Origin of the sequence: Planosporangium thailandense (assembly GCF_011947195.1) — a bacterium.
Taxonomy (GTDB): domain Bacteria; phylum Actinomycetota; class Actinomycetes; order Mycobacteriales; family Micromonosporaceae; genus Planosporangium; species Planosporangium thailandense.
Genome location: NZ_JAATVY010000039.1, coordinates 23,773 through 46,668, shown reverse-complemented (window position 1 = coordinate 46,668; position 22,896 = coordinate 23,773). Strand labels below are relative to the sequence as shown.

Annotated in this window: 19 protein-coding genes; 7 read left to right on the top strand and 12 right to left on the bottom strand. The window is 70.6% G+C overall.

The window, feature by feature from the left end; translation table 11 throughout:
* Positions 1 to 428: 428 nt before the first annotated feature.
* The gene (locus HC031_RS33665) at positions 429 to 1,997 is read right to left on the bottom strand and encodes a helix-turn-helix domain-containing protein (RefSeq protein ID WP_167928820.1); all 1,569 of its coding nucleotides are present in this window, start codon (positions 1,995 to 1,997) and stop codon (positions 429 to 431) included.
* A 127-nt stretch (positions 1,998 to 2,124) separates the two neighbouring features.
* Between HC031_RS33665 and HC031_RS30005 the strand changes: the two genes are divergently transcribed.
* The gene (locus HC031_RS30005; RefSeq protein ID WP_167928819.1) at positions 2,125 to 3,390 is read left to right on the top strand and encodes an NAD(P)/FAD-dependent oxidoreductase; all 1,266 of its coding nucleotides are present in this window, start codon (positions 2,125 to 2,127) and stop codon (positions 3,388 to 3,390) included.
* A 62-nt stretch (positions 3,391 to 3,452) separates the two neighbouring features.
* Here the strand turns inward: HC031_RS30005 and HC031_RS30000 are convergent, their stop codons facing one another.
* Positions 3,453 to 4,193 carry an SDR family oxidoreductase gene (locus HC031_RS30000; RefSeq protein ID WP_167928818.1) on the bottom strand — a complete coding sequence of 247 codons (741 nt, stop codon included), beginning with the start codon at positions 4,191 to 4,193 and terminating at the stop codon, positions 3,453 to 3,455.
* A gap of 338 nt (positions 4,194 to 4,531) precedes the next feature.
* Between HC031_RS30000 and HC031_RS29995 the strand changes: the two genes are divergently transcribed.
* On the top strand, positions 4,532 to 4,855 hold the full coding sequence (locus tag HC031_RS29995) for a GYD domain-containing protein (protein ID WP_167928817.1): 324 nt from the start codon (positions 4,532 to 4,534) through the stop codon (positions 4,853 to 4,855).
* 34 nt (positions 4,856 to 4,889) lie between these two features.
* On the opposite strand, the gene HC031_RS29990 is transcribed toward HC031_RS29995, so the two are convergent.
* Both HC031_RS29990 and HC031_RS29985 read right to left on the bottom strand, forming a co-directional pair.
* Positions 4,890 to 5,828, bottom strand: a complete 939-nt coding sequence (locus HC031_RS29990; RefSeq protein WP_167928816.1) for an MBL fold metallo-hydrolase — start codon at positions 5,826 to 5,828, stop codon at positions 4,890 to 4,892.
* A 216-nt stretch (positions 5,829 to 6,044) separates the two neighbouring features.
* Positions 6,045 to 9,143 carry an ExeM/NucH family extracellular endonuclease gene (locus HC031_RS29985; RefSeq protein ID WP_167928815.1) on the bottom strand — a complete coding sequence of 1,033 codons (3,099 nt, stop codon included), beginning with the start codon at positions 9,141 to 9,143 and terminating at the stop codon, positions 6,045 to 6,047.
* 226 nt (positions 9,144 to 9,369) lie between these two features.
* Here HC031_RS29985 and HC031_RS29980 point away from each other — a divergent pair, with 226 nt between their 5' ends.
* A complete protein-coding gene (locus tag HC031_RS29980; protein WP_167928814.1) occupies positions 9,370 to 9,807 on the top strand; it encodes a hypothetical protein in 438 nt (145 codons plus the stop codon).
* Between the two features lie 123 nt (positions 9,808 to 9,930).
* Entirely contained in the window at positions 9,931 to 10,584 is a 654-nt protein-coding gene (locus HC031_RS29975; protein ID WP_167928813.1) for a hypothetical protein, read from the top strand.
* Positions 10,585 to 10,651: 67 nt separating this feature from the next.
* On the opposite strand, the gene HC031_RS29970 is transcribed toward HC031_RS29975, so the two are convergent.
* Together HC031_RS29970 and HC031_RS29965 are read right to left on the bottom strand one after the other, a co-directional pair.
* Positions 10,652 to 12,814 (bottom strand): hypothetical protein, encoded by a 2,163-nt coding sequence (locus tag HC031_RS29970; protein WP_167928812.1) that lies wholly within the window; start codon positions 12,812 to 12,814, stop codon positions 10,652 to 10,654.
* Positions 12,815 to 12,959: 145 nt separating this feature from the next.
* Positions 12,960 to 13,628 (bottom strand): TetR/AcrR family transcriptional regulator, encoded by a 669-nt coding sequence (locus HC031_RS29965; protein WP_167928811.1) that lies wholly within the window; start codon positions 13,626 to 13,628, stop codon positions 12,960 to 12,962.
* Positions 13,629 to 13,830: 202 nt separating this feature from the next.
* On the opposite strand from HC031_RS29965, the gene HC031_RS29960 reads away from it, so the two are divergent.
* Both HC031_RS29960 and HC031_RS34625 read left to right on the top strand, forming a co-directional pair.
* Positions 13,831 to 14,433: a class I SAM-dependent methyltransferase gene (locus tag HC031_RS29960; protein WP_167928810.1), complete on the top strand. Its 603-nt coding sequence runs from the start codon at positions 13,831 to 13,833 to the stop codon at positions 14,431 to 14,433.
* A 90-nt stretch (positions 14,434 to 14,523) separates the two neighbouring features.
* Entirely contained in the window at positions 14,524 to 16,101 is a 1,578-nt protein-coding gene (locus HC031_RS34625) for a diguanylate cyclase (RefSeq protein WP_167928809.1), read from the top strand.
* Positions 16,102 to 16,120: 19 nt separating this feature from the next.
* Here the strand turns inward: HC031_RS34625 and nicT are convergent, their stop codons facing one another.
* On the bottom strand, positions 16,121 to 17,251 hold the full coding sequence (gene nicT / locus HC031_RS29950; RefSeq protein WP_205863424.1) for a Nickel transporter NicT: 1,131 nt from the start codon (positions 17,249 to 17,251) through the stop codon (positions 16,121 to 16,123).
* A 122-nt stretch (positions 17,252 to 17,373) separates the two neighbouring features.
* Positions 17,374 to 19,050 carry an alpha/beta hydrolase gene (locus HC031_RS29945; protein ID WP_167928808.1) on the bottom strand — a complete coding sequence of 559 codons (1,677 nt, stop codon included), beginning with the start codon at positions 19,048 to 19,050 and terminating at the stop codon, positions 17,374 to 17,376.
* A gap of 268 nt (positions 19,051 to 19,318) precedes the next feature.
* Between HC031_RS29945 and HC031_RS29940 the strand changes: the two genes are divergently transcribed.
* Positions 19,319 to 19,765, top strand: a complete 447-nt coding sequence (locus tag HC031_RS29940; protein WP_167928807.1) for a ChaB family protein — start codon at positions 19,319 to 19,321, stop codon at positions 19,763 to 19,765.
* 3 nt (positions 19,766 to 19,768) lie between these two features.
* Here HC031_RS29940 and HC031_RS29935 read toward each other — a convergent pair whose 3' ends face one another.
* The 4 genes from HC031_RS29935 to HC031_RS29920 form a co-directional block, all read right to left on the bottom strand.
* Positions 19,769 to 20,584 (bottom strand): ABC transporter permease, encoded by an 816-nt coding sequence (locus HC031_RS29935; RefSeq protein ID WP_167928806.1) that lies wholly within the window; start codon positions 20,582 to 20,584, stop codon positions 19,769 to 19,771.
* Entirely contained in the window at positions 20,544 to 21,350 is an 807-nt protein-coding gene (locus HC031_RS29930) for an ABC transporter ATP-binding protein (RefSeq protein WP_167928805.1), read from the bottom strand. Before HC031_RS29930 ends, HC031_RS29935 begins: the two co-directional genes overlap by 41 nt.
* Positions 21,347 to 21,793 carry a MarR family winged helix-turn-helix transcriptional regulator gene (locus HC031_RS29925; protein ID WP_338090901.1) on the bottom strand — a complete coding sequence of 149 codons (447 nt, stop codon included), beginning with the start codon at positions 21,791 to 21,793 and terminating at the stop codon, positions 21,347 to 21,349. The genes HC031_RS29930 and HC031_RS29925 overlap by 4 nt, the downstream gene beginning before the upstream one ends.
* A gap of 135 nt (positions 21,794 to 21,928) precedes the next feature.
* The gene (locus HC031_RS29920) at positions 21,929 to 22,753 is read right to left on the bottom strand and encodes a serine hydrolase (RefSeq protein ID WP_420813705.1); all 825 of its coding nucleotides are present in this window, start codon (positions 22,751 to 22,753) and stop codon (positions 21,929 to 21,931) included.
* Between the last annotated feature and the right edge of the window lie 143 nt (positions 22,754 to 22,896).

Below are 22,896 nucleotides of genomic sequence, written 5' to 3'. Positions count from 1 at the left end.
CTTGGGTGCCGGCACGAACGTAGACCGGTGCCCGGCCGCAAAATCATCGAACGATCCCCGAGGAGCCGACCAGAAATCGACACGCCCCTGATGCATGAGTGTGGTCGCCCATCCGGGACACAGGCTCGCCGACTGTCCCGTTTCAACCGAGTATGCGCCCACATGAGTAACCGGCGTGCACGATGGCGCGGTCGTCAACGGTCAGCACTCGTATCGTCACCGGGCAACCCCACCCTCGACAGCTGCCGGAAGGGTGGCGACACGGTGATCTCGGCCGGTCGGTAGTCCAGTGTCACAACGACGGAGCGGGCGGCGGCGAGTGCCGTGGTGATGGCGAGACCGGCACCGGTCAGGGCATAGCCACCACGGTGGCCGGCAGGGAAACGGCACCCATCGACGTCGTGGAAATCGGCGCCGAACCGCAGATATCACACCTGTGGGCTGGTGCGGGCCACGCTGAACGCCGCGAGTTGGATCTGCAGTGCGAGCCGTGCCTGTGGCGACTCGACATCGAGGTGGACGACCTCCGCGATCCGGCGCAGGCGGTACCGGAGGGTGTTGGGATGCACGTGCAGGCGGCGGGCCGTCTTCTGCGGGTCTCCCCAATGGTCAAGCCAGGCGGCGAGGGTGGCGACGTAGTCAGTACCGTGCTCGCGGTCATGCACCAACAGGTCGGGCAGTGGCCCGCCGACGAGCAGGTCGTCGATCGGGACCGCGGCGACCGCACGGTGCACGACTACCTCGGCCCAGGCGTCCTCGAACAGTAGCAATGGGCCCGCATGTCTGGCGGCGCCGTGCAGCGCGAGCAGTTCCGCCGCTTCGGCACGCGATCGTGGCAGGTCCGCCAGCCCCACGGCGAGGCTGCCCGAGGCGGCGCGCAGCCCCGGGTCGTGTACGGCGACGCTGCGGATCAACTTCTCCAGCCAAGGCCATGAGCCGGGCGACTCGCCGTGAGCGGCCACGACCGCGAAGAGGACGTCACCGACATCCACGATCAGCGGCTGGCGCCAGCCGTGGCGACGGGCGATCGACTCCCACACCGCCAGGTTGTGCAGCATCTCCCCGGTCCCGACATGAACGCCGAGCGCGACGACCCGCCACGGCCCGGTTGGCAGTCCCAGTTCCGGACCCGTCTGGACGACGGCGCGCAGGGCCGCTCGCAGGCGGTCGGCTGCCACGCGGCGCGCGACATCGGCCTGCACCCGTAGGCGGAGCAGGTGTAGCGCCAGGACGGACGCGGGACCCTGGAGATCGCGCAGGCGCTCGGCCGGCACCGGGCCCTCGACGACGGCCCAGATCGAGCCGAGCAGCTCACCTCCGGCACGGATCGGGATCACGAGCCGGGGCAACGTACCGTCCGGGCCCTGTGGCACGAAGATCGGATCGCCGCTCTTGGCGAGCCTGCGGAAGACGCCGCGGGACCGGAGTTGCGCGACCACATCGCCGGGGACACGTCGTCCGACGATGGTGGACACGCGCGCCGGGTCGGTGCGGTCCTGCCGCGACGAGTAGGCGAGTACCCGCGATTGCGCGTCCTCGATCGTCACGGGCGCATCGACGACGGCGGCGACCGCGTCGGCCAGGGCGAACATCTCGTCGTACACGCCGGCGGCAGCGGTATCGGGCGTGCCGGGCGCCGTTGCCCGGTCGATCACGCCGCGCAGCAGCCAGACGAGTTGTGCCCACGAGCCGTGGCTGCGCAGCTCCACCAGGGCCAGCTTGCGCTCGGCGGCGGCCGACGCGACGTCGGGGTGCGTGGCCAGCGGGGGCTTGAGGACCATGCCTGCCGCCCCGGCCTGCGCGCAGCGCCCGATGACGACGAGCGCCTGTTCGGGTGTGGCAAGGCCGGCACCGAGTACGAGGTCGCCGGGTTGCCCGCTGGCTGCCTCGTCGAGCTCGACGATGGTCACGTCGCGGACCTCAGCCTCACCGCCAGCGACGACGACCCGGAGTAGGGCGGCGCCGACCGCTTCCACGACACCGGCAACAGTGATCATGAAACCATGATGTCGCAATTTGTTCCCTGCGGCCAATTATCTAGCTGGGTATTGGCCTTACGCGACAATGACGTCACGAAGCGGCCAGGCGACGATCGAGGGGACCCTGCACCGAAGGAGAACCGCAATGCCTGGCACCGAGTCGGTCGAACACGCTCCCCGGCACGTCGCCGTCATCGGTGCCGGGATGGTCGGGCTGGCCACCGCGTGGTTCCTGCAGGAACGGGGAGTACAGGTCACCGTGCTCGACCGTGCCGGTGTCGCTGCCGGCGCATCGTGGGGCAACGCCGGCTGGCTGACCCCTGGCATCACCACTCCCCTGCCCGAGCCGGCAGTGCTGCGTTACGGGCTGCGTGCCGTGCTGAGCCCCTCGTCGCCGGTGTACGTGCCGCCGCGCGCCGACGCCCAACTGCTGCGCTTCCTGACCGGATTCGCCCGGCACAGCACCGCCGCGAAATGGCAGGCCGCCATGCGGGCGTACATCCCGATGAACCAGCGCGCCTTCGAGGGATTCGACGCGTTGGCCGACGGTGGGGTCGCGGCGCAGACGAACGAGGCCAAGTCGTTCATCGCGGCGTACCGCACCGAGGTCGAGCGCTCAGTGTTGCTGGATGAGCTACGGCACATCCACACCGCCGGTCAGCGGATCGAGTACGACGTCCTGACCGGCGCCGAGGCGCGCGAGGTGGAGCCGTCGCTGTCGGATCAGGTCGGTGCCGCCATCCGCCTCTATGGCCAGCGGTTCATCAACCCCGGACAGTACGTGCACGCGTTGGCTGATTCCGTCCGCGCCCGCGGTGCATCGCTCGTGATCGGAGCGGACATCGTCGACGTCCGCGACGAAGGCACGGGGGCACGGGTGGTGACCGCCGCCGGCTCGGCCGACCGGTACGACGCCGTGGTCCTGGCGACCGGCACCTGGCTCGGTACGCTGGCCCGGCGCTTCGGCGTACGGACAGTCGTGCAGGCCGGTCGCGGATACAGCTTCAGCATCGCGATCGAGCACGTCCCGGCCGGTCCGGTGTACTTCCCCGCGCAGCGGGTGGCGTGTACGCCACTCGGCGACCGACTGCGTGTGGCCGGGATGATGGAGTTCCGCAGCGCCGAGGCGCCGCTGGACCGTCGCCGGATCTCGGCCATCGCCGAGGCCGCGCGGCCACTGCTGCGCGGAGCGGACCTGGACGCCCGAACCGACGAGTGGGTCGGGTCACGGCCCTGCACCCCCGACGGGCTGCCGCTGATCGGCCGCACCAGGTCACCACGGGTCTTCGCCGCCGGCGGTCACGGCATGTGGGGCATCACCCTCGGCCCGATCACCGGCAAGCTGCTCGCCGAGCAGATCACCACCGGCCACCAACCCGACGAGCTTCGGCCCTTCAGCCCACTGCGCTGATCATTGCGCCAGAGGGTGCAGCACGTTGTCGCCCCAGGCTGCCGTGCCGGCCGAGGACGCGGTTACCGGTTCGTCTGGATCCAGTCCTGGTAGTGCGTGGGTGCCACGTGCGCGTCCGGGCCGGCGATGAGCACGTCACCGGTGACGCCCGCGAACATGCCGGCCGTGTCGTCGGTGATGACGGTCCGGTTGTCCTGCCGTGCCGCCAGAGTGGCCCTGCCGAGTTCGTCGAGGGCGAAGACATCCGGGCCGGCGACGATGCGGATGCCTCGCAGTGGCGTGCCGGTGGCGACGTCGACGACCGCGTCGGCGACGTCCGCGGCCGCGATCGGCTGAACGCGGGTGGAGGGCAGGCGAACGGTGGTGTCGTCGGAGGTCCAGGACAAGAGGGCGGCCATGAATTCGAAGAACTGGGTGGCGCGCACGATGGAGTACGGCGTGGGCCCCTGGCGGAGCAGGTCCTCCTGCAGGGCCTTGGCCCGGTAGTAGTCCAGCTGGGGCACCTGGTCCACGCCGACGATCGAGAGGATCACCTGGTGCCGGACACCGGCGCGCTCTCCCTCGGCCAGCAGATTGGCCATGGAGGTGCGGAAGAAGTCCAGGGAGGCCTCGTCGAATGTCGGCGAGTTCGCCAGGTTGACCACGACCTCGGCGCCCTCCAGCGCCTGGCCCAGACCCTTCCCCGTGATCAGGTCGACGCCGGTGGACAGTGCCGCGGGCACGGCCTCGTGTCCGGCTGCGGTCAGCTTCCGGACCACCTGCGAGCCGATCAATCCGGTACCGCCGATGACCGTGAGCTTCATGAGTTTCACCTTTCACGGCGTTTCGCGGGGCACGCCAGGATCGGCGAAATCGGTCATCGGGCTCTCCCGCTCGTCGCCTTGTACGGGTCGGCTCGTGGCCGTACCCGAAGACCAGCCGCTCAAACGCGCCGCCGGATGCGCGTCCCTCGATGTCCATGCGGAGCGCAGCATCGCGACGCCGGTGCGGATGCTGACGTGCTCGGAAGGTTTGTGTCGCCGACATAAGGAAACTGTTCGGACCTGGCGCCGCCGCAGAAGGCGTAAGCCTGAGGTGGCCGTGGGTGGACTTCCGTTCGGCTGCCGACAGAGGTCAGCGACCCTGGAAGAAGGTGACGTGCGTGGCGAAGTACCTGGTTCAATCCACTTACACGACCGAAGGCGTTCGTGGCCTCCTCGACGAAGGCGGCAGCGGCCGCGTTACGCAGACCGAGAACCTGATCGCCCGTCTCGGAGGCCGGCTGGAGTCGTTCTACTTTGCCTTCGGTGGTGCGGACGTATACCTCATCGTGGATCTGCCCGACAACGCGACGGCCGCCGCCGTCGGCTTTGCCGCTACCGCCTCCGGCGCGCTCAGGACGAAGACGGTTGTACTGCTTACGCCAGAAGAAATTGATCGCGCCGTCCAGCAGAAGGTCACTTACCGGCCACCCGGTGCCCGGTAGGCCCGAATCCAGGGCCGCTCCGATCCACTGGCAGTCAGCGGCGCGCTGGCAGGTCACTCGTGGGGCTTGCAGGCGCGGGAGCGAATCGGTAGGAGCCGCCCTCGGACACCACCAGACCACCGGTGGGCGGGGGAAAGTGAGTACCCAGCACCAGGGTGTCGGTGTCGGCCAGCGAGGCGAGCAGGCCGCGCCGGGTGTACTCCGCCTGGACGGGGTCGACGTCCGCGCAGCTCCCGATACCGGGATGCAGCATCTGCACGGGGTGGTGGACGCAGTCGCCGGTGATCAGGGCGGCTGCGGCGTGGCTGTGCAGCTTCACGGCGACGTGGCCGGGTGTGTGTCCGGGGGTCGGGACCAGGTGTATGCCCGGGGCGACGTCGGTGCCCTCGTCGGGGACATCGACGAGGTCGAGGAGGCCGGCGTCCCTGACGGGGTGAACCGAGTCTCGGAACATCTGCCGCCGGGCCTCCTCCAGGTCCACCCCCGCCCAGTAGTCCCACTCGGCGCGGGCGGTCAGATAACGGGCGTTGGGGAAGGTGGGAGCCCAGGTGCCGTCCTGCGCGTACGTGTTCCACCCGACGTGATCGGTGTGGAGGTGCGTGAGGATCACGAGGTCCACGGTCTCCGGTGCGAAACCGGCGCCGCTGAGACGTGCGAGGTAGTCGCTGTTCAGGTTGTGCCATGCGGGGTTGGCCCGCGTCTTTCCGTTGCCGATTCCGGTGTCGACGAGCACACGCAGGCCGTTCACCGTGACGGCGAAACTGTGGCTGTCCAGGCGCAGGATGCCCGCGCTGTCGACGAAGTCGGGCCGCAGCCAAGGTGCCTCGGCCACCACGTCCGGGGTGGCCGAGGGGAGCAGCCAGGGCCCGGTCTGCGGAGGGAGGGCCACCTCGTCGATGCGCTGAACGGTGAGGTCCCCCACCGTCCAGGCCGGGGCTGCGGCGGCGGGGTGGGAGTTGGTTGGAGAGTGCATGTGGCGCTCCTTCTCCCTGGTGACGTTACCGGCAGGGTGAGGCGGGAGCGACCGGTGCGACGCTGTTGGCCGGCGTGGCCAGTCGGTGTAGGCAACGTGGGACCGGGCTTGATGTCGCGCCCGCGGAGTTGGACGCGGCGAAAGACGGACCGTCTCAATCGCAACGGGGCCGCCTTCGAGCTGAGTCGAAGACGGCCCCGTTGCACCGGCCTCGGGTCAGCCCGCGCTCCGCCAGGGCCCGTAGGGCTGGCCGGGCGCCTGGTTGCGCGTCCACCATTGGGCGGCGTACTTCTTGCCCTGGTAGACGACGACGTCGCCGGTGGTGAAGATCCGCGAGGGGGTCCAGATCGCGGTGCCGTCGGGGGCGGTCACGATCTGCTCCCAGGCACCGTACGGGCTACCCGGCGCCTGGTGCTGGTTCCACCACAGCGCCCGCCAGACCGACCCCTGGTAGGCCACCGTGTCGCCGGAGTTGTAGATCGTCGAGGCGTTCCAGGCGGGCGTCGCCGGCAGCGTCAGCCCGACGACGACCGGGTCGTGGTCCGACTCGGCGAACGGGTCGCCGCCGTTGAACAGCAGCGTGGCGTTGTAGTTGAAGCGGCTGTAGGCGTAGGCCACCGCCTCCTGGGCGTTGATCTGCCACACGTCCGCCCCGGTGACCATCGCGTGGGCGGCGCCGTTGGCTAGCACGTGGTCGAGCGAGCCCTCCAGGCCGTTGTAGGAGTAGGTCGACTCCGCCGGGTCGACGGCGCTGCCCAGGTCGGTGTAGCCGTCGGCGTACAGCACCTCCATCGGGTCCTCGTGGGTATACGCGTTGAAGTCGCCGACCAGGAAGATCCGGCTCGTGCCCAGGCTCGTCGCCACCCGCGTGGCGAAGGCGTTCACGTCCTGCGCCTCGTGCACCCGGGTCGCGTTGAACGCCCCCTGGTCGACCGCCGGCGACGACGTGTCCTCGGTGTCGCCGTCGTACAGCGGGGTGCCGCTGCCCTTCGACTTCCAGTGGTTGGCGACGACCAGGAACGCGTCGGCGTCGGAGGTGCCGGCCTTCTTGAAACCCTGCGCCAGCGGTTCGCGGGCGATCGAGAACGGCTGGCCGGGGTCCGAGTCGCCGGTGAGCACCGTCGCCGGCCCGACGAGCGCGACCTGCGCCGGCTTGTAGATGAACGCCGTACGGATCACGTCCTGCTCGTCGAGCGACGGCAGCTTGTCGGCGGACGGCGACGGCACGTACGCCCACACCTTCGAACCGGCGGCGGCGTTGAGCGCGTCGACGAGACCGGCGAGCGCGGTGTCGCGGGGCTCGCCGAACTTCGCGGAGTTCTCGATCTCCTCCAGGGAGACGATGCCGGCGCCGAGCCGGTTGATGCCGGTGACGATCTTCGCCTGCTGCCGGGCGAAGCTGGCGTCGTCGGCGGCGCCGCGCGGGCCGGGGCTGCCGTCGGTGCCGGTGCAGGTGTTCACGGTGATGTGGGTGCCGGCCCGGTCGTTGTAGTAGGTGCAGGTGCCCAGCCCCTTGGCGACGTACGCCTGCCCGGTCAGCGGGAAGTAGTTCTCGACGTTGAACGTCGCCAGGCTGGTGCCGCCGACGGTGGCCGGCTTCTCGTTCCCGGTCCGGGTGTCGCTGAAGGTCGCGACCGCGGAGCCGTCGTCGGTGACCTGCCGCGTCGGCTGGAAGTTCCACGACGAGTAGCGGTAGTCGAGGACCACGGCCTGGTGGAAGGTCACCTTCGAGCCGACGCGGACGGGGTTGTCCGGAGTGAGCCACGGCAGCGGCTTGCCGGCGTACGTGCTGGTGCTGTAGTTCCAGCTCGAGCCGTCGTCGAGGGTGATCGTCCGGGCGGCGTTGTCGGCGGCCGCGGCCCGCGCCTCGGCGCTTCCGGCCCGTCCGGCGTCGGTCGGCTGGCGCAGCGGCGTGTTTCCCGCGGCCAGGGTGAACGAGCCGTAGTAGTTCGCGTCGTAGTTGTCCGACACGGTGAACTCGCCCTGCGGTGCGATCAGCTCGCCCTCGTGCGCCTCCTTCTGCGCACTCGTCGCGAGGTCGGACCACGGGATCTCGTCCGGCACGACGGGCGGCAGCGGGTTGTCGAGCTTCGTGACCGTCGGGCTGTCGATCTCGGTCTCGCCCTGGTGCTCCTGCACCTTGCCGGTGACCCGGACGCTCTCGCCGACGGCGACCTGTCCGGCCGCGACCGATCCGTACACGAACACGGCGTCGGAGGCGCCCGGCGTCGCGTCGTCCGCCTCGGTGCCGCCGGTCTCCAGGAAGAAGCCGTTGAAGCCGCCGCTCGGGAACGCCGCGGTCACGACGCCTTCGGTCGTCACGGTCTGGTTGACGTACGGCGACGTGTCGGTGTTCGTGCCCTGGATCGACGCGATCGGGACGATCGTCGGCGCGGAGGTGACCTGGAAGCTGAAGGTCGCCGAGCCGGTCGCACCGGTCGCGTCGGTCGCGGTCACCGTCACCGACGACGTGCCGGCCGCGGCCGGGGTGCCCGAGACGACACCGTCCGAGGCGAGCACCAGACCGGAGGGCAGGCCGGTCGCCGTCCACGTGTACGGTGCGGTGCCGCCCGAGGCGCTGAGGGTGAGTGGCGCGATCGCGGCGCCGGCCGTCGCGTTCCGGGTGCCGGGGTTCGTCACCGTGACCGTGGCTGTGCCGCCGCCGCTACCCGTATCGGAGGCCGCGTCCTGCGGTGTGGGAGCGGCAGTGTGGAAGTCGGCGGCGTTGTTGTCGGTGTCCGTACCGGTTGCGTCACGCTGATAGCTGAGGGCGACCGAGTTGCCGCTCGGAGCGGTTCCCTCCGGCGAGTTGCTGGTCCCCCAGCCGATCCTGTCGATGACGGAGCCGTCGGTGGGAAGCACGCCGGACGTGCTGGCCGCCACGTACAGTGTGCCGCCCGCCGCGCCCGGGTTGACGCTGCCACCGGTGCTGAGGTCGGGCGTGGGCAACGGTGCGCCGGGGTTGCTGCTCGCGCCGTTGCCTGGCAGTTGGATGAGGAAGTGGCCGTGCGCGGCCACCGTCCCCGAAAGCGTGAACACCTGCGTGCCGCTGGGAACGACGGTGCTCTTGGGCGCGCGGTACTGCAGGGTGTCGCCGGTCAGCGACACGGCGCTCGGCGTGGGGTTGTAAAGCTCGACGAACTTGTTGAGGTAGCTCGCGCCGGACGAGCCGCCGTTGACGTAAACCTCGCTGATGACCAGACCGGTCCCAGCCGGGTTGGCGAACGCCGGGACGGCGAGCACCGGGCCGGAAAGGCCCACTGTGGACAACAGTAAGGCGGCGATGGCCGCTCGTTGGATGCGCGCGCGGGACATGGACTCGGACCTCCACGTGCTCGTGACTCAGCGCCGACGTCCGACCGGCCGGCCTCTGGACGCTAGACGTCCACCGTCGACCCTCCGGCGGATAGAACGTGAACGATGTGTGACAACCGTAAACAACTTTGTCGAATTCATCGATGGCTGGCCACTGGACCAGGAGTTGCGCACACCGACCATCCCCGGTTACAGACCGGTGCACCGGTTTCGATATCTTTGGCGCATGGCCGTCACGCGTCTTCGCCGGTGGTGGGGATCGTGGCGGCTCCGGCCGTTCGCCGCCGGGCTGACCCTGCTGGCCATCACGGTCGCTGCCGGAAGCGGCGTCTCCACCGCCGTCACGCCGGGGCCGTCCGGCGGCACGACCGTCACGGCCACCTCGGCTCCTACCCCGTACGCGGTCCCCGGCTCGCCGGCCGCCGACCTGGGTGCCGCCGACCTGGGTGCCGCCGTCCGCTCGGCAAAGCCGGACGGTTGCGCGGCCGGCGCAATCACGAGTCACGACAGCCACGGCCACGTCGCGCCGTGCGGTGTGCTCTCCGATCGGTCCGCTCTGGACGGATCGGCGCGGCAGACCACGGCAGAGCCCGACGTACCTGCGCCGCTCGGTGTGGCATGCGCCCCTCGCGCGTCGCGCGCGCCGCCACTTCACTTGGCCTAGTCACCGATCTGCCCCATGCGGGCGTAGCGGGCGCGTTTCGCGCTCCGTCTGCTCTCACCTGCGCCGCACTCGTCGGCGGCGCCCCTTCCTCCCCTCGAACACCACGACTTCGGTGAGGTTTGCATGCACCCCACTTCTCACTACAGCCTTCTCATCGGTGCCCGCGACGCCATCGGCGTGTGGGCCGTCCTCGTCGCCCTCGCCGCGATGGGGTTCGCGCTGATGCACGGGCCCAGATGGCGCGAGCACATCCTGCGGGCACGGATCCGCAGCAGCGCGGCGAGGCTGCGCCGCGACCGGTACGAGGCTCAGCACCGCTGCGCCCAGGAACTGGCCGCGGCAGCCGCCAACGCCGCGGTGACCGCGCACCGCCGTCGCACCGCTTGGGCGGACACCCACGCCGCCGCGGAGAAGGCATGGCAGGCCTTCGAGGCCGCCGATCTCGCCGCCCGCCGCGCGGTTGAGGCCGCCGCGGTCGCCACCGCGTACGCCAACCAGAGCCACCCCGAAGACACCGACCTGAGCCGGCACCCGGCGGTCGTCGAGATGCGGCAGCGCCTCGCCACCCGCGACCACCTACTGCGCGCCTACCTCGACGCGTCCGCCGCCGAACGCGTCGCCTGGCGCGCCGCCGACCTCGCCGCCGCCGCGAAGACCAGCCTCGCCACCGAGGCGCTCACCGCCGCGACGCGGGTCCGACAGCACCGGCCGGCGATCATGCCCATCCCCCGTCAGCGCACCGCCGGCAGCGGACTGCTCCACCCCGCGACCCGGTGACCGGCCCTGTCGCGGATGTTCAGCCGCGGGAGCAACGTCGACCCCCGCGATGGCGAGCGGGCCACGATCACGGGCCGGCGCTCGAGGCACGTGAACCGATCACGCCGGTCAGCCAGGGGGCGAAGACCGTGGAGAGGCGACTCAGGTCGTCAGCCGTGATGGTGACGACGCGGATGCCGGTTCGTCGCGCCAACTCGAGCTTCCGTTCGACCTTCGCGGCGTATGCCTTCTCGTCCGGCAAGCCGAGCGCCTCGACGAACGTCCCGTCCGCCAGCCGCCAGTCGGCCCGCAATCCGGTGGTGTTGAGCTCGCTGTCATAGGGATAGTGCGGCTCAATGTCGTGCGCGATGTCCCAGTGGTGGAAGAAGTCGTCGACGTGCCGCTCGAACAGGGACCGGCACAGGTGCCCGTCGGTGGCGACCGTCCTGGTGCCCCTGGCGGTCCGCATGCCCTCGCGCAGCAGGCCGGCGCGGGCCAACCACTCCGACCACGAATACGGCTTGCGGTGGTGCCGGGTGGCCGGCCAGGCGAACTCCGGCCGTGGAATGAGGAAGCGGCAGAGCATCGCCTCGTCGGCCCGGCCGGCGTCGGTCACGGTGAGGCGGGTCAGCTGCGCCAGTGACGGTGGGCCGGAGAACTCGATCTCGGCGAGTCGTCGGATCGCCCACGTCGCCGCCGCGACCCACGGCCCGTCGACTCCGTTGTCCTGAAGTATCCCTCGTTGCGCCCGCCTACAGCAGCCGAAGCAGTACGGCAGTGCTGAGCCGACCGCCAGCGCGTTGCCTCCACAGAGCCGGCACGGCGCCAGCCGAACCTCCCCGCGGTACCCACCGAACAGGGCGGTGAGTTCCCGCACGTAGTAGGAGTCGTTCTCCAGATCGGACCGGGTCCGCCAGGTCAGCCCCTCGGGCGTGGGGCCCGTCAGCCAGGTGATGTCGACGCAGGCGAGGTGCTCGGCGGGGATGAATCGGCGGAGCTCCGCCCGCAGCGGCGCGGTGGTCCGTATCGCCGTGGCCTGGTTGGTGGAGCCGGACGCGGCCTGGTTCCATTTCTCGGTCTCCCGTGACGGAGCCGCGACATTTACCGTGGCGGGTTCGTGGCCGTGCCGCCGGATCAGTGTCATGACAGGCTCCCGGTACGGAGCCGCGTAGACGATGAGGCGGCCGGACTCGGGTTCGAACGTCCCGATCTCGGGCAGGCTCTCGGCAGCGGCCAACTCCTGCACGGCGCGAATCGACCAGGTTCTTCTCATCACGAGGACGAGCGCGTCCGGGAAATCGTCAAGGCCGGCCAACTGCTGCCCGCGCTTCGGGGTGATCCCATGTGCGGTGAGAGCCCGCAGCGCGTCGGGGCGCACCCGCTCGTCGGTAAGGGTCAGGGGCCCGTCCGGCAGGTGGTACTCCCCCACCCGTGCTCCGTGCTCGTCGACGACGAGGACCTTTCCGAATCCGTACACCGAGTGGCTGATGGCCCGCAGCCCCCGGTACCGGTGCTGCTGGCGCCGGTAGTCGCTCCACCGCTCGAGCCGCTTCTCGGCCTCGGCTGCTCGGCGGTCCGCGGCCATGCTTCGGGCCGTCGGCCGCCACCAGGCGCCGGTGGCGGCACGGTTGGCAAACGCGGTACGCAGATCCTCTCCGAGCCGGGTGAGGTACGCGGCCCGCAACACCTCCGAGTGGTCGACACCCGGTGCGCCGTCATGGGCGCCAGCAGGCTGCGCAGCCACGACAGCGTCCGCGCCGGGTGTCGCCGGGGCCGGGGACAGCTCGTACGCGTCAACGAGTGCCGGCATGTCCGCCGGATCCGGCAGATTCAGCCGGATGCTTCCGACGGAGTAGCCCAGGCGCAACTGCTCGGCAGGGGTGAGCAGCTCACCCTCGGACATCGTTGGGTCGGCGTCGCGCTCGAGCTCCTCCCGCTGGTATTCGTCGATCTCGTACAGCTCGATCCAGCCGTGGCATCCGACCGGGCCGGCCGAGACGGTCGCCAGCCGGTGAATGGCGCCCCCGAACCAGCGCAGCTGGCTCTCGTACAGGTAGCCGATGTGCCGGTCGAGCGGCGAGCCCCCGTCGCCGGGTGGCATGGCGACCGAGATCGCACGAGGGTTGTAGTCGTTGTCAGGTCGAGGCACAAACGACACGACAACCGGCAGGACGGCGGCGCAGTCGGCATAGTGGGGCTTGTGTATCAACGCGTTGGCCTCGGCCAGCCGTCGGGTGACAAAGGTTCGCAACGCGGCGATGCTGTCGTGCCGTGTGGAGAATCCGAACCCGTTCTGCCGGGGCGCACCGGGTGGGAACAACGTCAACCCCGTGCCGGGATCCCGCTCGATCTGTGCACCCGGACTGATCACCGCTGGAGTCTCGCAGACTACTGATTCATCCCTTTTGCGGGGCGGCCAGCCCGTTGGCCAGCAGCACGAAGATCTCATCCGCCAACTGGATGAACGCCTCGTCGCCGGTCTCCGGCCGCCACCGGGACACGGTCAGCCACAGCATGAGACTGGTGACTCCGGCCAGCAGTTCCGGGTAGATGTCGGTGTCCGGATCGGTGCCGGTACGCTCAGCCGCCCATTCGACGATGACCTTCCGCAACGGGTTGAACGCCTGTACCTGTGGCCCGAGCAGGCCCGGGTTGGCGCAGACCAGCGTGGTCAGGCGCTGCAGGTCGCGGGCGTGACAGGTCAGGCTGGCCATCGAGGCCGACCGCAGCGCCTGTAGCGGCGGCTCGTCAGCCGGTCGCGCCGCCAGCGACGCCGCCAGGCACTCGACCCGGCCCGGATCGGGGTCGACGATCGCCGCTTCCTTGGAGTCGAAGTAGTTGAAGAAGGTGCGCTTGGACACGTTCGCGGCAGCGGCGATCTCGTCGACCGTCACGTTCTCCAGGCCGCGCTCGGCGACCAGGCGCCAGGCCGCGGACTGAAGTGCGCGGAAGGTCTCTCGCTTCTTGCGCTCCCGCAGCCCGATGGGCTCGATGGACGCCGTCGACGATCCGGCATGCGTACGGATATGACCCCCGGTTTGAGGGACGGGGTTGTTGCTTTCCATTGTGCTTCCTGTTGAACGAACACCGTGACGCCTTCGGCGTTGGCTTTCAGCCAACGATCCGATGGTGCCGATCGGCACGGTGCCATCGGAGAGATGAACCGGTGCCGCGCGCCAGCGTATCGGTCTGTAGCAGATTGTGGTCGCGCCGACACGCATCCGTACATCTCTTGTGCGCGCAACGCACCGATGATGAGGTCCTGTCATGGACAGTGCCGCCTGGGATGCCCGCTACGCGTCCGCGCCCGATCTGGTCTGGACCGGCGAGCCCAACCGGTTCGCCGTCGAGGAGCTCGCCGCCCTGCCCCCGGGCCGGGCGCTCGACCTGGCGGCGGGTGAGGGCCGCAACGCCGTATGGCTGGCCGGCCGGGGATGGGAGGTCACCGCCGTCGACTTCTCGCCCGTCGCCGTCGACAAGGGACGACGCCTGGCCGACGCCCGCGGCGTACGGGTGGAGTGGGTGACCGCCGACCTCCTCGGGTACGCCCCGCCGGCAGCTGCGTTCGACGCGGTGCTGGTGGCCTATCTGCACCTGCCCGCCCCGGACCGGGCGGCCGTGCTGGCCCGCGCCGCCGGCGCCCTGGCCCCGGGTGGCGTGCTCGTCGTCATCGGCCACGACCTGACCAACCTCACCGACGGGATCGGCGGCCCGCAGGACCCGGCGATCCTGCTCAGCCCGGAGGCGGTCGTCGCCACGCTTCCCGGGCTGCGCATCGGCCGCGCCGAGCGGGCACGCCGCCCGGTGACGACCGAGGACGGCCGGTGTGTCGACGCCATCGACACGGTCGTGACGGCGGTCCGGGACTGACGCCCGCCAGCCGGGTGAGACCCGATTCGACCACTGGAATCGTCAACGATCTTGGCTAATGCTGGCGGGGTGGACGCCGATCTCTCCGCTGTGAGTCAGAACGCCGTCGCGGATTCGCCGACCGGGCCGGCGGATGCCGAAGAGCTGCGACGCGAAAGCGTACGCCTGGAAACGGAGCTGTTCGATCCACGGCACATGGCGCGGGCCGAGCGGGTCGAGCGGGCCGCCGCAGCCCTCGGGCTGGTCGACCTCGAGCTGAGAGCCCGGCTGGTCCAGGCCGACATCCTGCTGCGCAGCGGCGAGACCGCGGCCGGCGGGCGCACCGCCCGTGACGTCAACCGGTGGGCCGACGCGAACCGGCACCAGTACCTGCTTGCCCGCAGCCACGTGGTCCTGTCCCGCTTCTTCCGTTACCTGGGCGACCGGCAGCGGTCCCTCGAGGATGCGGTGCGGGCGGTGGAGCTCACGCCCGACGACACGCACCCGGTCGTCCGGTTCGACCACGAGCTGACGCTGGCCGTCGCGCTGTCGATGACCGGGTCGTACGCGGCGGCGCGGCGCCGGTACGGGCGCGCCGGGCAGCTCGCGGAGGCACACGGCACGCTGCGGCACCGGTTGTCGGTGCTCAACAACCTTGCGTACTGCGAGTACGAGGCGGGCAACGCCGCCGCGAGCCTTGCTGTCGCCCGCAGGATGCAGACGCTGGCCGATGCGCACGATGTGGTGCTGCCGGCCTCCTTCATCGACACGCTGGGAGAGGCGTACCTGGCCAACGGCGAGTACGAGGCGGCGCGGGCGGCGCTGCTGCGCGTGGCGGCGCCCGACGCGCAGGTCGTCACCACGGAGGCCGACGCGGTCGCCAGCTGCCTGTTGACCCTCGCAGAGGTGTACCGCCGCGTGGACGACACGGCAGCGGCCGAGGAGACGCTGGACCGGTGTCTCGCGTTGTCCGACGAGGGCGGCCTTGCCGAGATCCGGGCCAGCGCCCTGCTCGCCCGGGCACACCTGTACGCCGGCCAGGGGCGATACCGGGAAGCGTTCGAGCAGCACCTCGTCTTCCATCGGGAGTGGGCGGAGCTGCACCAGGCGGAGAGTGACGCCCGGGCGCGCATCACCCAGGCCGTGTTCGAGGCCGCGGAGGCGCGGCAGGATTCCGACCGCTTCCGGGAGCTGTCGTTCCGCGACCCGCTCACCGGCCTGTACAACCGCCGTCGTGTGGAGGAGCGGCTGCCGGCGCTGCTGGCCGAGGCGGCCGAGACCGGCGGCGTCGTCGCCGTCGCGATCGTCGACCTCGACCATTTCAAGCAGATCAATGATCAGTGCTCACACGAGACGGGCGACCTGGTCCTCAAGGCGGTCGCGGGCTACCTCGGCAGCGCGCCGGCCGAGGGTGGCTTCGCCGCCCGGCTCGGCGGCGAGGAGTTCGTGCTGGTGCTGCCCGGAGATGACAGCGCGCAGGCGGTGCGGCGCTGCGAGAAGGTACGCCGGCTCGTGCACGCGCACGACTGGGCGCCGCTGACCGGCCAGCTGCCGGTGACGGCCAGCTTCGGCGTCGCCGTGAGCAGCGCGGACACCGGCTCACCGGCGGATCTGCTACGGGCGGCGGACCAGAACCTGTACGCAGCGAAGCGTGCCGGCCGCGACCGGGTGGTGGCCGCGCCCTTTTGAAACGACGACTCGGAACCGGCTACTCGGCGTCGACCGGGCTCTCGGCGAGCCGGGCGGCCCACTTGTCCTCGATCCGGGCGTAGCGCCAGATCAGCAGGGCGACGACCCAGGTGACGGCGAACAGGCCGACGATGACGTACCCGACGTTGTTGAGGTCGAGGCCGCCGATCGCGGCGAGCGGACCGGTGGTGACGTCGAGCTTCTCGGCGAGGATCGAGGCCAGCTCGATGGTGCCGATGATGAGCGCCACGGCCACCGACAGGCCGGTGATGGTGATGTTGTAGTACACCTTGCGGACGGGCTTGGAGAACGCCCAGCCGTAGGCGAAGTTCATGAAGCAGCCGTCGATGGTGTCGAGCAGGCTCATGCCGGCGGCGAACAGGATCGGCAGGGTGAGGATGGCGTACCAGGGCAGGTTGAACACCGCCGCGCCGCCGGCCAGGACGAGCAGGGAGACTTCGGTGGCGGTGTCGAAGCCGAGGCCGAACAGCAGCCCGATCGGGTACATCTGCCAGGGCCTGCTCACGGCCCTGGTGGCGCCGGACAGGATTCGGTTCATCAGACCGCGCTTGTCGAGCTGCTCTTCGAGCGCCTGCTCGTCGTAGACGCCCCGGCGCATCTGCCGGAAGACCTTGACGATGCCGACCAGGATGACCAGGTTGATGATGCCGATGAGGTAGAGGAACACCCCCGACACGGTGGTGCCGATAAGGCCGGTGGTCCGCTGGAGCGTCGAGCTGCCGTTCTCCACCTGCCCGGCCAGGGCGCGCACCCCGATGCCGAGCAGGAGGCACAGCCCGAACACGACGCTGGAGTGGCCCAGCGAGAACCAGAACCCCACCGAGACGGGCCGTTGCCGGTCGACCATGAGCTTGCGGGTGGTGTTGTCGATCGCGGCGATGTGGTCGGCGTCGAAGGCGTGCCGCATCCCGAGGGTGTATGCGGTGATACCGATGCCGACGCCGAAGACGCCTGCGGTGCCGACGTGGTAGCGCGCCGGGGCGACGACCAGGAGCAGGATCCCCCAGCCGACGATGTGCAGCGCCGCGATGAAGGCCGCCATCCCCGCCAGGCTGGCCCAGCCCCGACGGTCGAGGGCCGCGCGCACCGGGCCTGTCGGGGTGGTACGCGTCAGCGTGGTGACGGCCATGCGATCCTCACTCAGCTGTCGACGACGTCTTGTTATTGCCTATCTTTGGCAATAAGAGGCCGTGAGGCAAGCGTTAATGGCCTTCGTCTCTGTTGGAGATCACCAGCCGGTGTCGGCGGACCTCACCCGTTCGGCGCGATCACCTTGGTGAGCTGAGCGGTCCGGGCCGCCGACCACCCCGGCGGCGGCGCGACGGTCGACCAGGCCGCGGCGACCGTCCCCCCGTAGCGGTGTCCGTGCGTGTCCGGCGCGCCGTACGCCGACACCAGATCCGCAGTGAGCTGCAGAAACGTCACGAAGGGGTACCACCGGATCGACGGGAGCACGTCACCGCCACGGCGCTCTTTGAGCCAGTCGGGCCGGTGCAGCAGCAGCTTCGGCGACCACCAGACGACCGGGTCGGAGGCGTGCTGCAGGTAGACGACCTTCGGCCGGTCCGGCGAGTCCGGAGCCAGGTCGGCCGGCTTGGCGGCGAAGCGTACGACCCGGCCGCGCCCGTAGGTCGGCAGGACCGCCGGCGTGCCCGGGTCCCGCCCGCGCTCCAGCCGGCCCCAGAGGCTGTTGGCATTGGTCGGCCCGACCCACAGCACACCGTCGGCGCGGGCGCTGATGTCGTCGAGCCCGCTGAACGCCGCTTCCGACCCCATCGATCCGAGGCTCTCGCCGAAGACCAGCAGCCGGGGTCGCCCGTCCGGCGGCAGGGCCGACCACGCGGCGTACACCTGGTCGAACAGCTCCCGCCCGGCCTCCTGGGCCTTGCCCTTCTCCACCAGGAACGAGATCCAGCTCGGCAGGTACGAGTACTGGATGCCGACCAGCGCGGTGTCGCCGTTGTACAGGTACTCCAGCGCGGCCGCGGCCTTCGGGTCCACCCAGCCGGTGCCCGTCGTGGTGACGACGCACAGCACCTGGCGGGAGAACGCGCCGGTCCGGCGCAGTTCGCGTACGGCCAACGCCGCCTCGTCGGCGACGGTGGGCGCCGAGTCGAGGCCGGCGTAGGCGCGGATCGGCTCCTTCGCCGGCGCGCCGTTGAACTGCGCCAGCGCCTGTACGCTCGGGCCGCCGGAGACGAACTCCCGCCCGTGCATGCCGAGCGAGGACCAGCTGACCAGCGACTGCGGGCTGCCGGACCGGGCGGGGCTGGTCGGGGCGGCCACCCCGCTGCCCGTGCTCTGGTCGACCGCGCCGGCCGTCGACGTCGCCACGCGCAGCAGTCCGCGGTAGACCACCCCGTTGAGCAGGCCCGCGGTCAGCAACGCCACCACGAGTACGGCGGTGACCTGGGAGACCGCCGGCGGGATCCACCGGGTCAGCAGCCGGGCGACCGCCCGTACGGCGCCACCGAGGCCGCGACCGAGCATGAGCAGGGCCCCGGCCACGCCCGCGGCGATGACCGGCACGCCCAGCCACAGGTACACCGGCGACGCGGGCAGCCCCATCAGCCGGTCGATGTCGCGCTGCCAGCGCGCCCCCTCGTACAGGGAGACGGCCAGGAGCGGCGCGCCGAGCGCCACCGCCGTCCGGCCGGCGATGCGCCGCAGCCGCGGGCCCACCCGTACGAACCTCGTGACCAGCCAGCCGACGACGATCCCCAGGACGTAACCGATCACGGCGGCGAAGCCGCTGATCACCCCCTGCTGAACCCAGGTACGCGGTAGGAGCGACGGGGTCAGCGACGCGCAGAGCGCCAGGGTCGCACCGCTCAGCCCGGACAGGCGCGTGGGCCGGCCGGCACGTCGCACCGGGCCGGCCGGAAGCTGCCGCGGCTCCCGTACGGTGATCGACTCGACGCCGATCAACGGCGCGGCCTTCTCGCCGGGTGGCCGAGGCCGGGACGAGTGTGGCCGGGGCCGGGACGAGTGTGGCGTCGGTGCTGCTCAGGCGTGGCGCGCCTCCCTGTTTTCGATGGGCACGCACCAGCATCGTCAATCTTTGCCCATTAGGCAAGTTTGCTTATTGGGAAGTCAGTCACAATCCGCCGGCAAGGGTCGACCGTGGGTGGCGGGGTATGCCTACGGGGTACCGGTCCGCCGGGGTACCGGTCCGCCACCCGGGAAGGTGATCGAGATGCCGGGCAAGGACAAGCATGGGCAGGCCGAGGAGATGCGTGACGAGGTTCCGTCGACCATCGCCCGTTCCGACGACAAGGCCGTGCGGACGTACGAGAAGACGCTGGAATCGGCCGAGGAGACGTACGGCCCCGGCGAGCGCGCCCGCCGCATCGCGTACGCGTCGCTGAAGCACACGCACGAGAAGGTCGGTGACCACTGGGAGCCCAAAGAGCGCACGGGACCCTCGGACCCGCAGGCCGAGCAGGGTACGCCGCAATCGGGCCGGCAGCAGCGGGACACCGCGCAGGGCGTCGACGCCTACGCCCCGAAGGTCCACCTCGACGAGGTGGCCCGCAAGGTCGGCATCGAGCACCCCGAAGACCTGAACAAGTCCGACCTGGTGGCGGCGATCCAGAAGGTGAACGCGCGGGCGACCGCCGAGGCTCGGGAGAAAGGGCGGTAGGTACTACCGGGTCAGCCGGCCGAGCAGCCCGGAGGCGACGCTGATGGCCACCACGGTGGCGCAGATCAGGATCCCGAAGTCGAGCCCGAGCCGGGCCGGCGCGCCGATCAGCAGGCCGCGCAGCGCCTCGACCTCGTAGCTCAAGGGGTTGATGTGGTTGAGCACCCGCAGCCAGCCCGGCATGATCGCCACCGGGTACAGCGCGTTCGACGCGAAGAACAGCGGCATCATGATGGCCTGGCCGATGCCCATCATCCGTTCCCGCTTCAGCACCAGGCCGGCGATCGTGATGGACAGGCAGCAGAAGAAGGCCGAACCGAGCAGCAGCACGACCGCGGTGCCCAGCAGCTTGAGCGGGTTCGCGGTCATGCCGACCCCGAGGATCGCCGCCAGGATCACGACCACGAACGCCTGGAACAGCGCCCGCACCCCGGCGGCGAACGCCTTGCCGGTCACCAGCGCGGCGCGCGGCGTCGGCGTGACGATCAGCTTCGCCAGGACGCCGGCGTCCCGCTCCCAGATGATCTGAATGCCGTAGAAGATCGAGACGAACAGCGCCGACTGCGCCAGGATGCCGGGCGCCAGGAAGTCGAGGTACGGCGTGTGGCCGGTGGGGATGGCGCGGATCCGGGTGAACGTCTCCCCGAAGATGACCAGCCAGAGCGCGGGCTGGATGGCCCGGGTGATGAGCTCGGTACGGTCGCGGCGCAGCTTCTGCAGTTCGACCAGGCACATCGCGCCGGTACGGGAGAACAGCACCCGGACCGGGTTGGCGAATCTAGCCGAGCCGGCGTGCGGTGCGGCGAGCGGCACGGACATCGCGGAATCCTCCCGAATCGAGATCGTCACCGGTGTAGGAACGGAACACGTCGTCGAGGCTCTCGCCCGCGCCGTCCAGGCTCGCGATCAGCTCGCCCGGAGTGCCCATGGCGCGGATCCGACCCCGGTGCATGAGCGCGACCCGATCGCAGTACTGCTCGGCCTCATCCATGTAGTGGGTGGTGACGAGCACGGTCATCCCGGTCTGCTGCCGGACGTCGAGGATGCGCTCCCACACGCCGGACCGGGCGACCGGGTCGAGGCCGATGGTCGGCTCGTCGAGGATGAGCAGCCGTGGGGAGCTGACCAGCGCCTGGGCCAGCTCCAGCCGGCGCACCATGCCGCCGGAGTAGGTGCTCGCCGGCCGGTCGGCGGCCTCCGACAGCCCCATCGCGTCGATGGCCGCCGCGGTGCGCTCGCGCCGCTGCGCACGGGGTACGTCGAAGAGCCGGGCGAACAGGGCGACGTTCTCCCGGCCGGACAGCGCACCGTCGGCGGACAGCAGCTGCGGAACGTACCCGACCAGCCGGCGGACCGCCATCTTCCGGCCGTTCACGTCGAGCCCGAACACCGTGACCGAGCCGGCCATGGGCGGCAGCAGCGTGGTGATCACGCGGATCGTGGTGGTCTTGCCGGCGCCGTTGGGGCCCAGCAGCCCGAAGATCTCCCCCGGCTGGACGGTCAGGTCGAGGTCGTCGACCGCGACGGTGTCGCCGAAGGTGTGCCGCAACCCGCGGACCTCGACCGCGGCGGGACCGGGCGTCATGTGTTCTCCTCCGCTAGGGCTTCGGTGAGCCGCCGCAGCGCGGGCAGCGCCTGCACGATGGCCTCGCGGTCGGCGGCCGGCAGCGCGGCCAGGCCGGTGCCGACGAGCTCGGCCCGGGCGCTGCGCCAGCTCGTCAGCCGGGTGGTCGCCGCGTCGGTCAGGTACAGCCGGACCGCCCGCCGGTCCTGCGGGTCGGTCTCCCGCCGCAGGTAGCCGGCCTCGGTGAGCTGGTTGACGAGGGTGCTGACCGAGTTGCCCGCCAGGTGGAGGGCCCGCGCGGCGGCCGAAACGCCGATGCCGGCGGAGTTCTCCACCAGGCGGAGCAGCTCGACCTGGCTCGCGGTGAGGGCCGGCCCGTCCATCGCGGCGCGCAGGCGGCGACGCAGCACCCGGCGGATGCCGTAGATCTGCTGGAGGACCTCGTCCGCAAGTTCCTCGGTCACTCCTCGAATATACCTCTGTTGCAGAGCTAAATATCAAGCGACGATCGGACTCGTCACAGTCCCGCCCGGAGCGCCATTACGACCGGTGCGCGCCATTACTACGACCTGTGCGCCATTACTACGACCGGTGCGCCATTACGAGTGCTGCGTCTGCAGCTGCACGGCGACGCTCTTGCAGACGTTCGCCCCGTACGACAGGCCCAGCGAACCCGGATAGCGGGCGAGGACGGCGAGCACGAAGTCGTCGTGTACGGCGAGGCAGCTGACGTGCCACAACCCGTCGGCGTAGATCAACGTCCAGCCGTTCTTGATCGCCGTCTGGGCCGCGATGTCGGCCGGCAGCGCGTCGATGATGCCGAAGCGCCCCTCGCCTTCGACCTGGCGCATCTGGTCGAGCACCCAGGCGGTCCACGTCGGGCCCGCCGCCCGGCCATCGGCGACGCACTGGCCGAGGCGTACCGCGTCCCGGGCGGAGATCTGGGTCATGCTCCACCAGCCGGACTCGACGGTCGTGTCGGTCAGCCCGCAAATCCGGATCATCCGGTAGACCACCGAGTCGCCGCCGTCGGCCCGGTAGATCTCCTCGGCCGCCTGGTCGTCGCTGTCCCGGATCATCCTGCGCAGCTCGTCGAGCCGCTGCTGGCTGGGCTGCTGGTTGCCGAGCAGTCGCAGGTAGTCGGATGTGATCCAAGCCTTGATCATCGACTCGGTGCTGCTCGTACCGCTCTCGTCATTGGCCGAGCCCGCCACGGCGCCGGTACGCCGATCGAGCAGCGCCCAGGAGAAGAAGCCCGGCACCTGTACCGCGACCGGGCCGGCGACGAGCAGCGGCGATGGCGTCGGGGACGGCGAGGGCGTCGGGGACGCGGTCGGAGCGGAGGGTGTCGCCGGCGACGCCGCGGTGGACGCCAACGGCGCGGCGCCGGCCGCCGGCGTGACTTCGGCACGGGCGGCACCCATCCCGGCAGATCTGGCGCTCGCACCCGCCTGGCGCAGCCCGACACCCGCGGACAGCGCCGTCACCACCGCGAGCACGCCGGCCACGGTCGGCCACCCGGCACGAGGTCCGCGTACCGGCCGGCCGGGCGCGGCCGAGGAGCGGC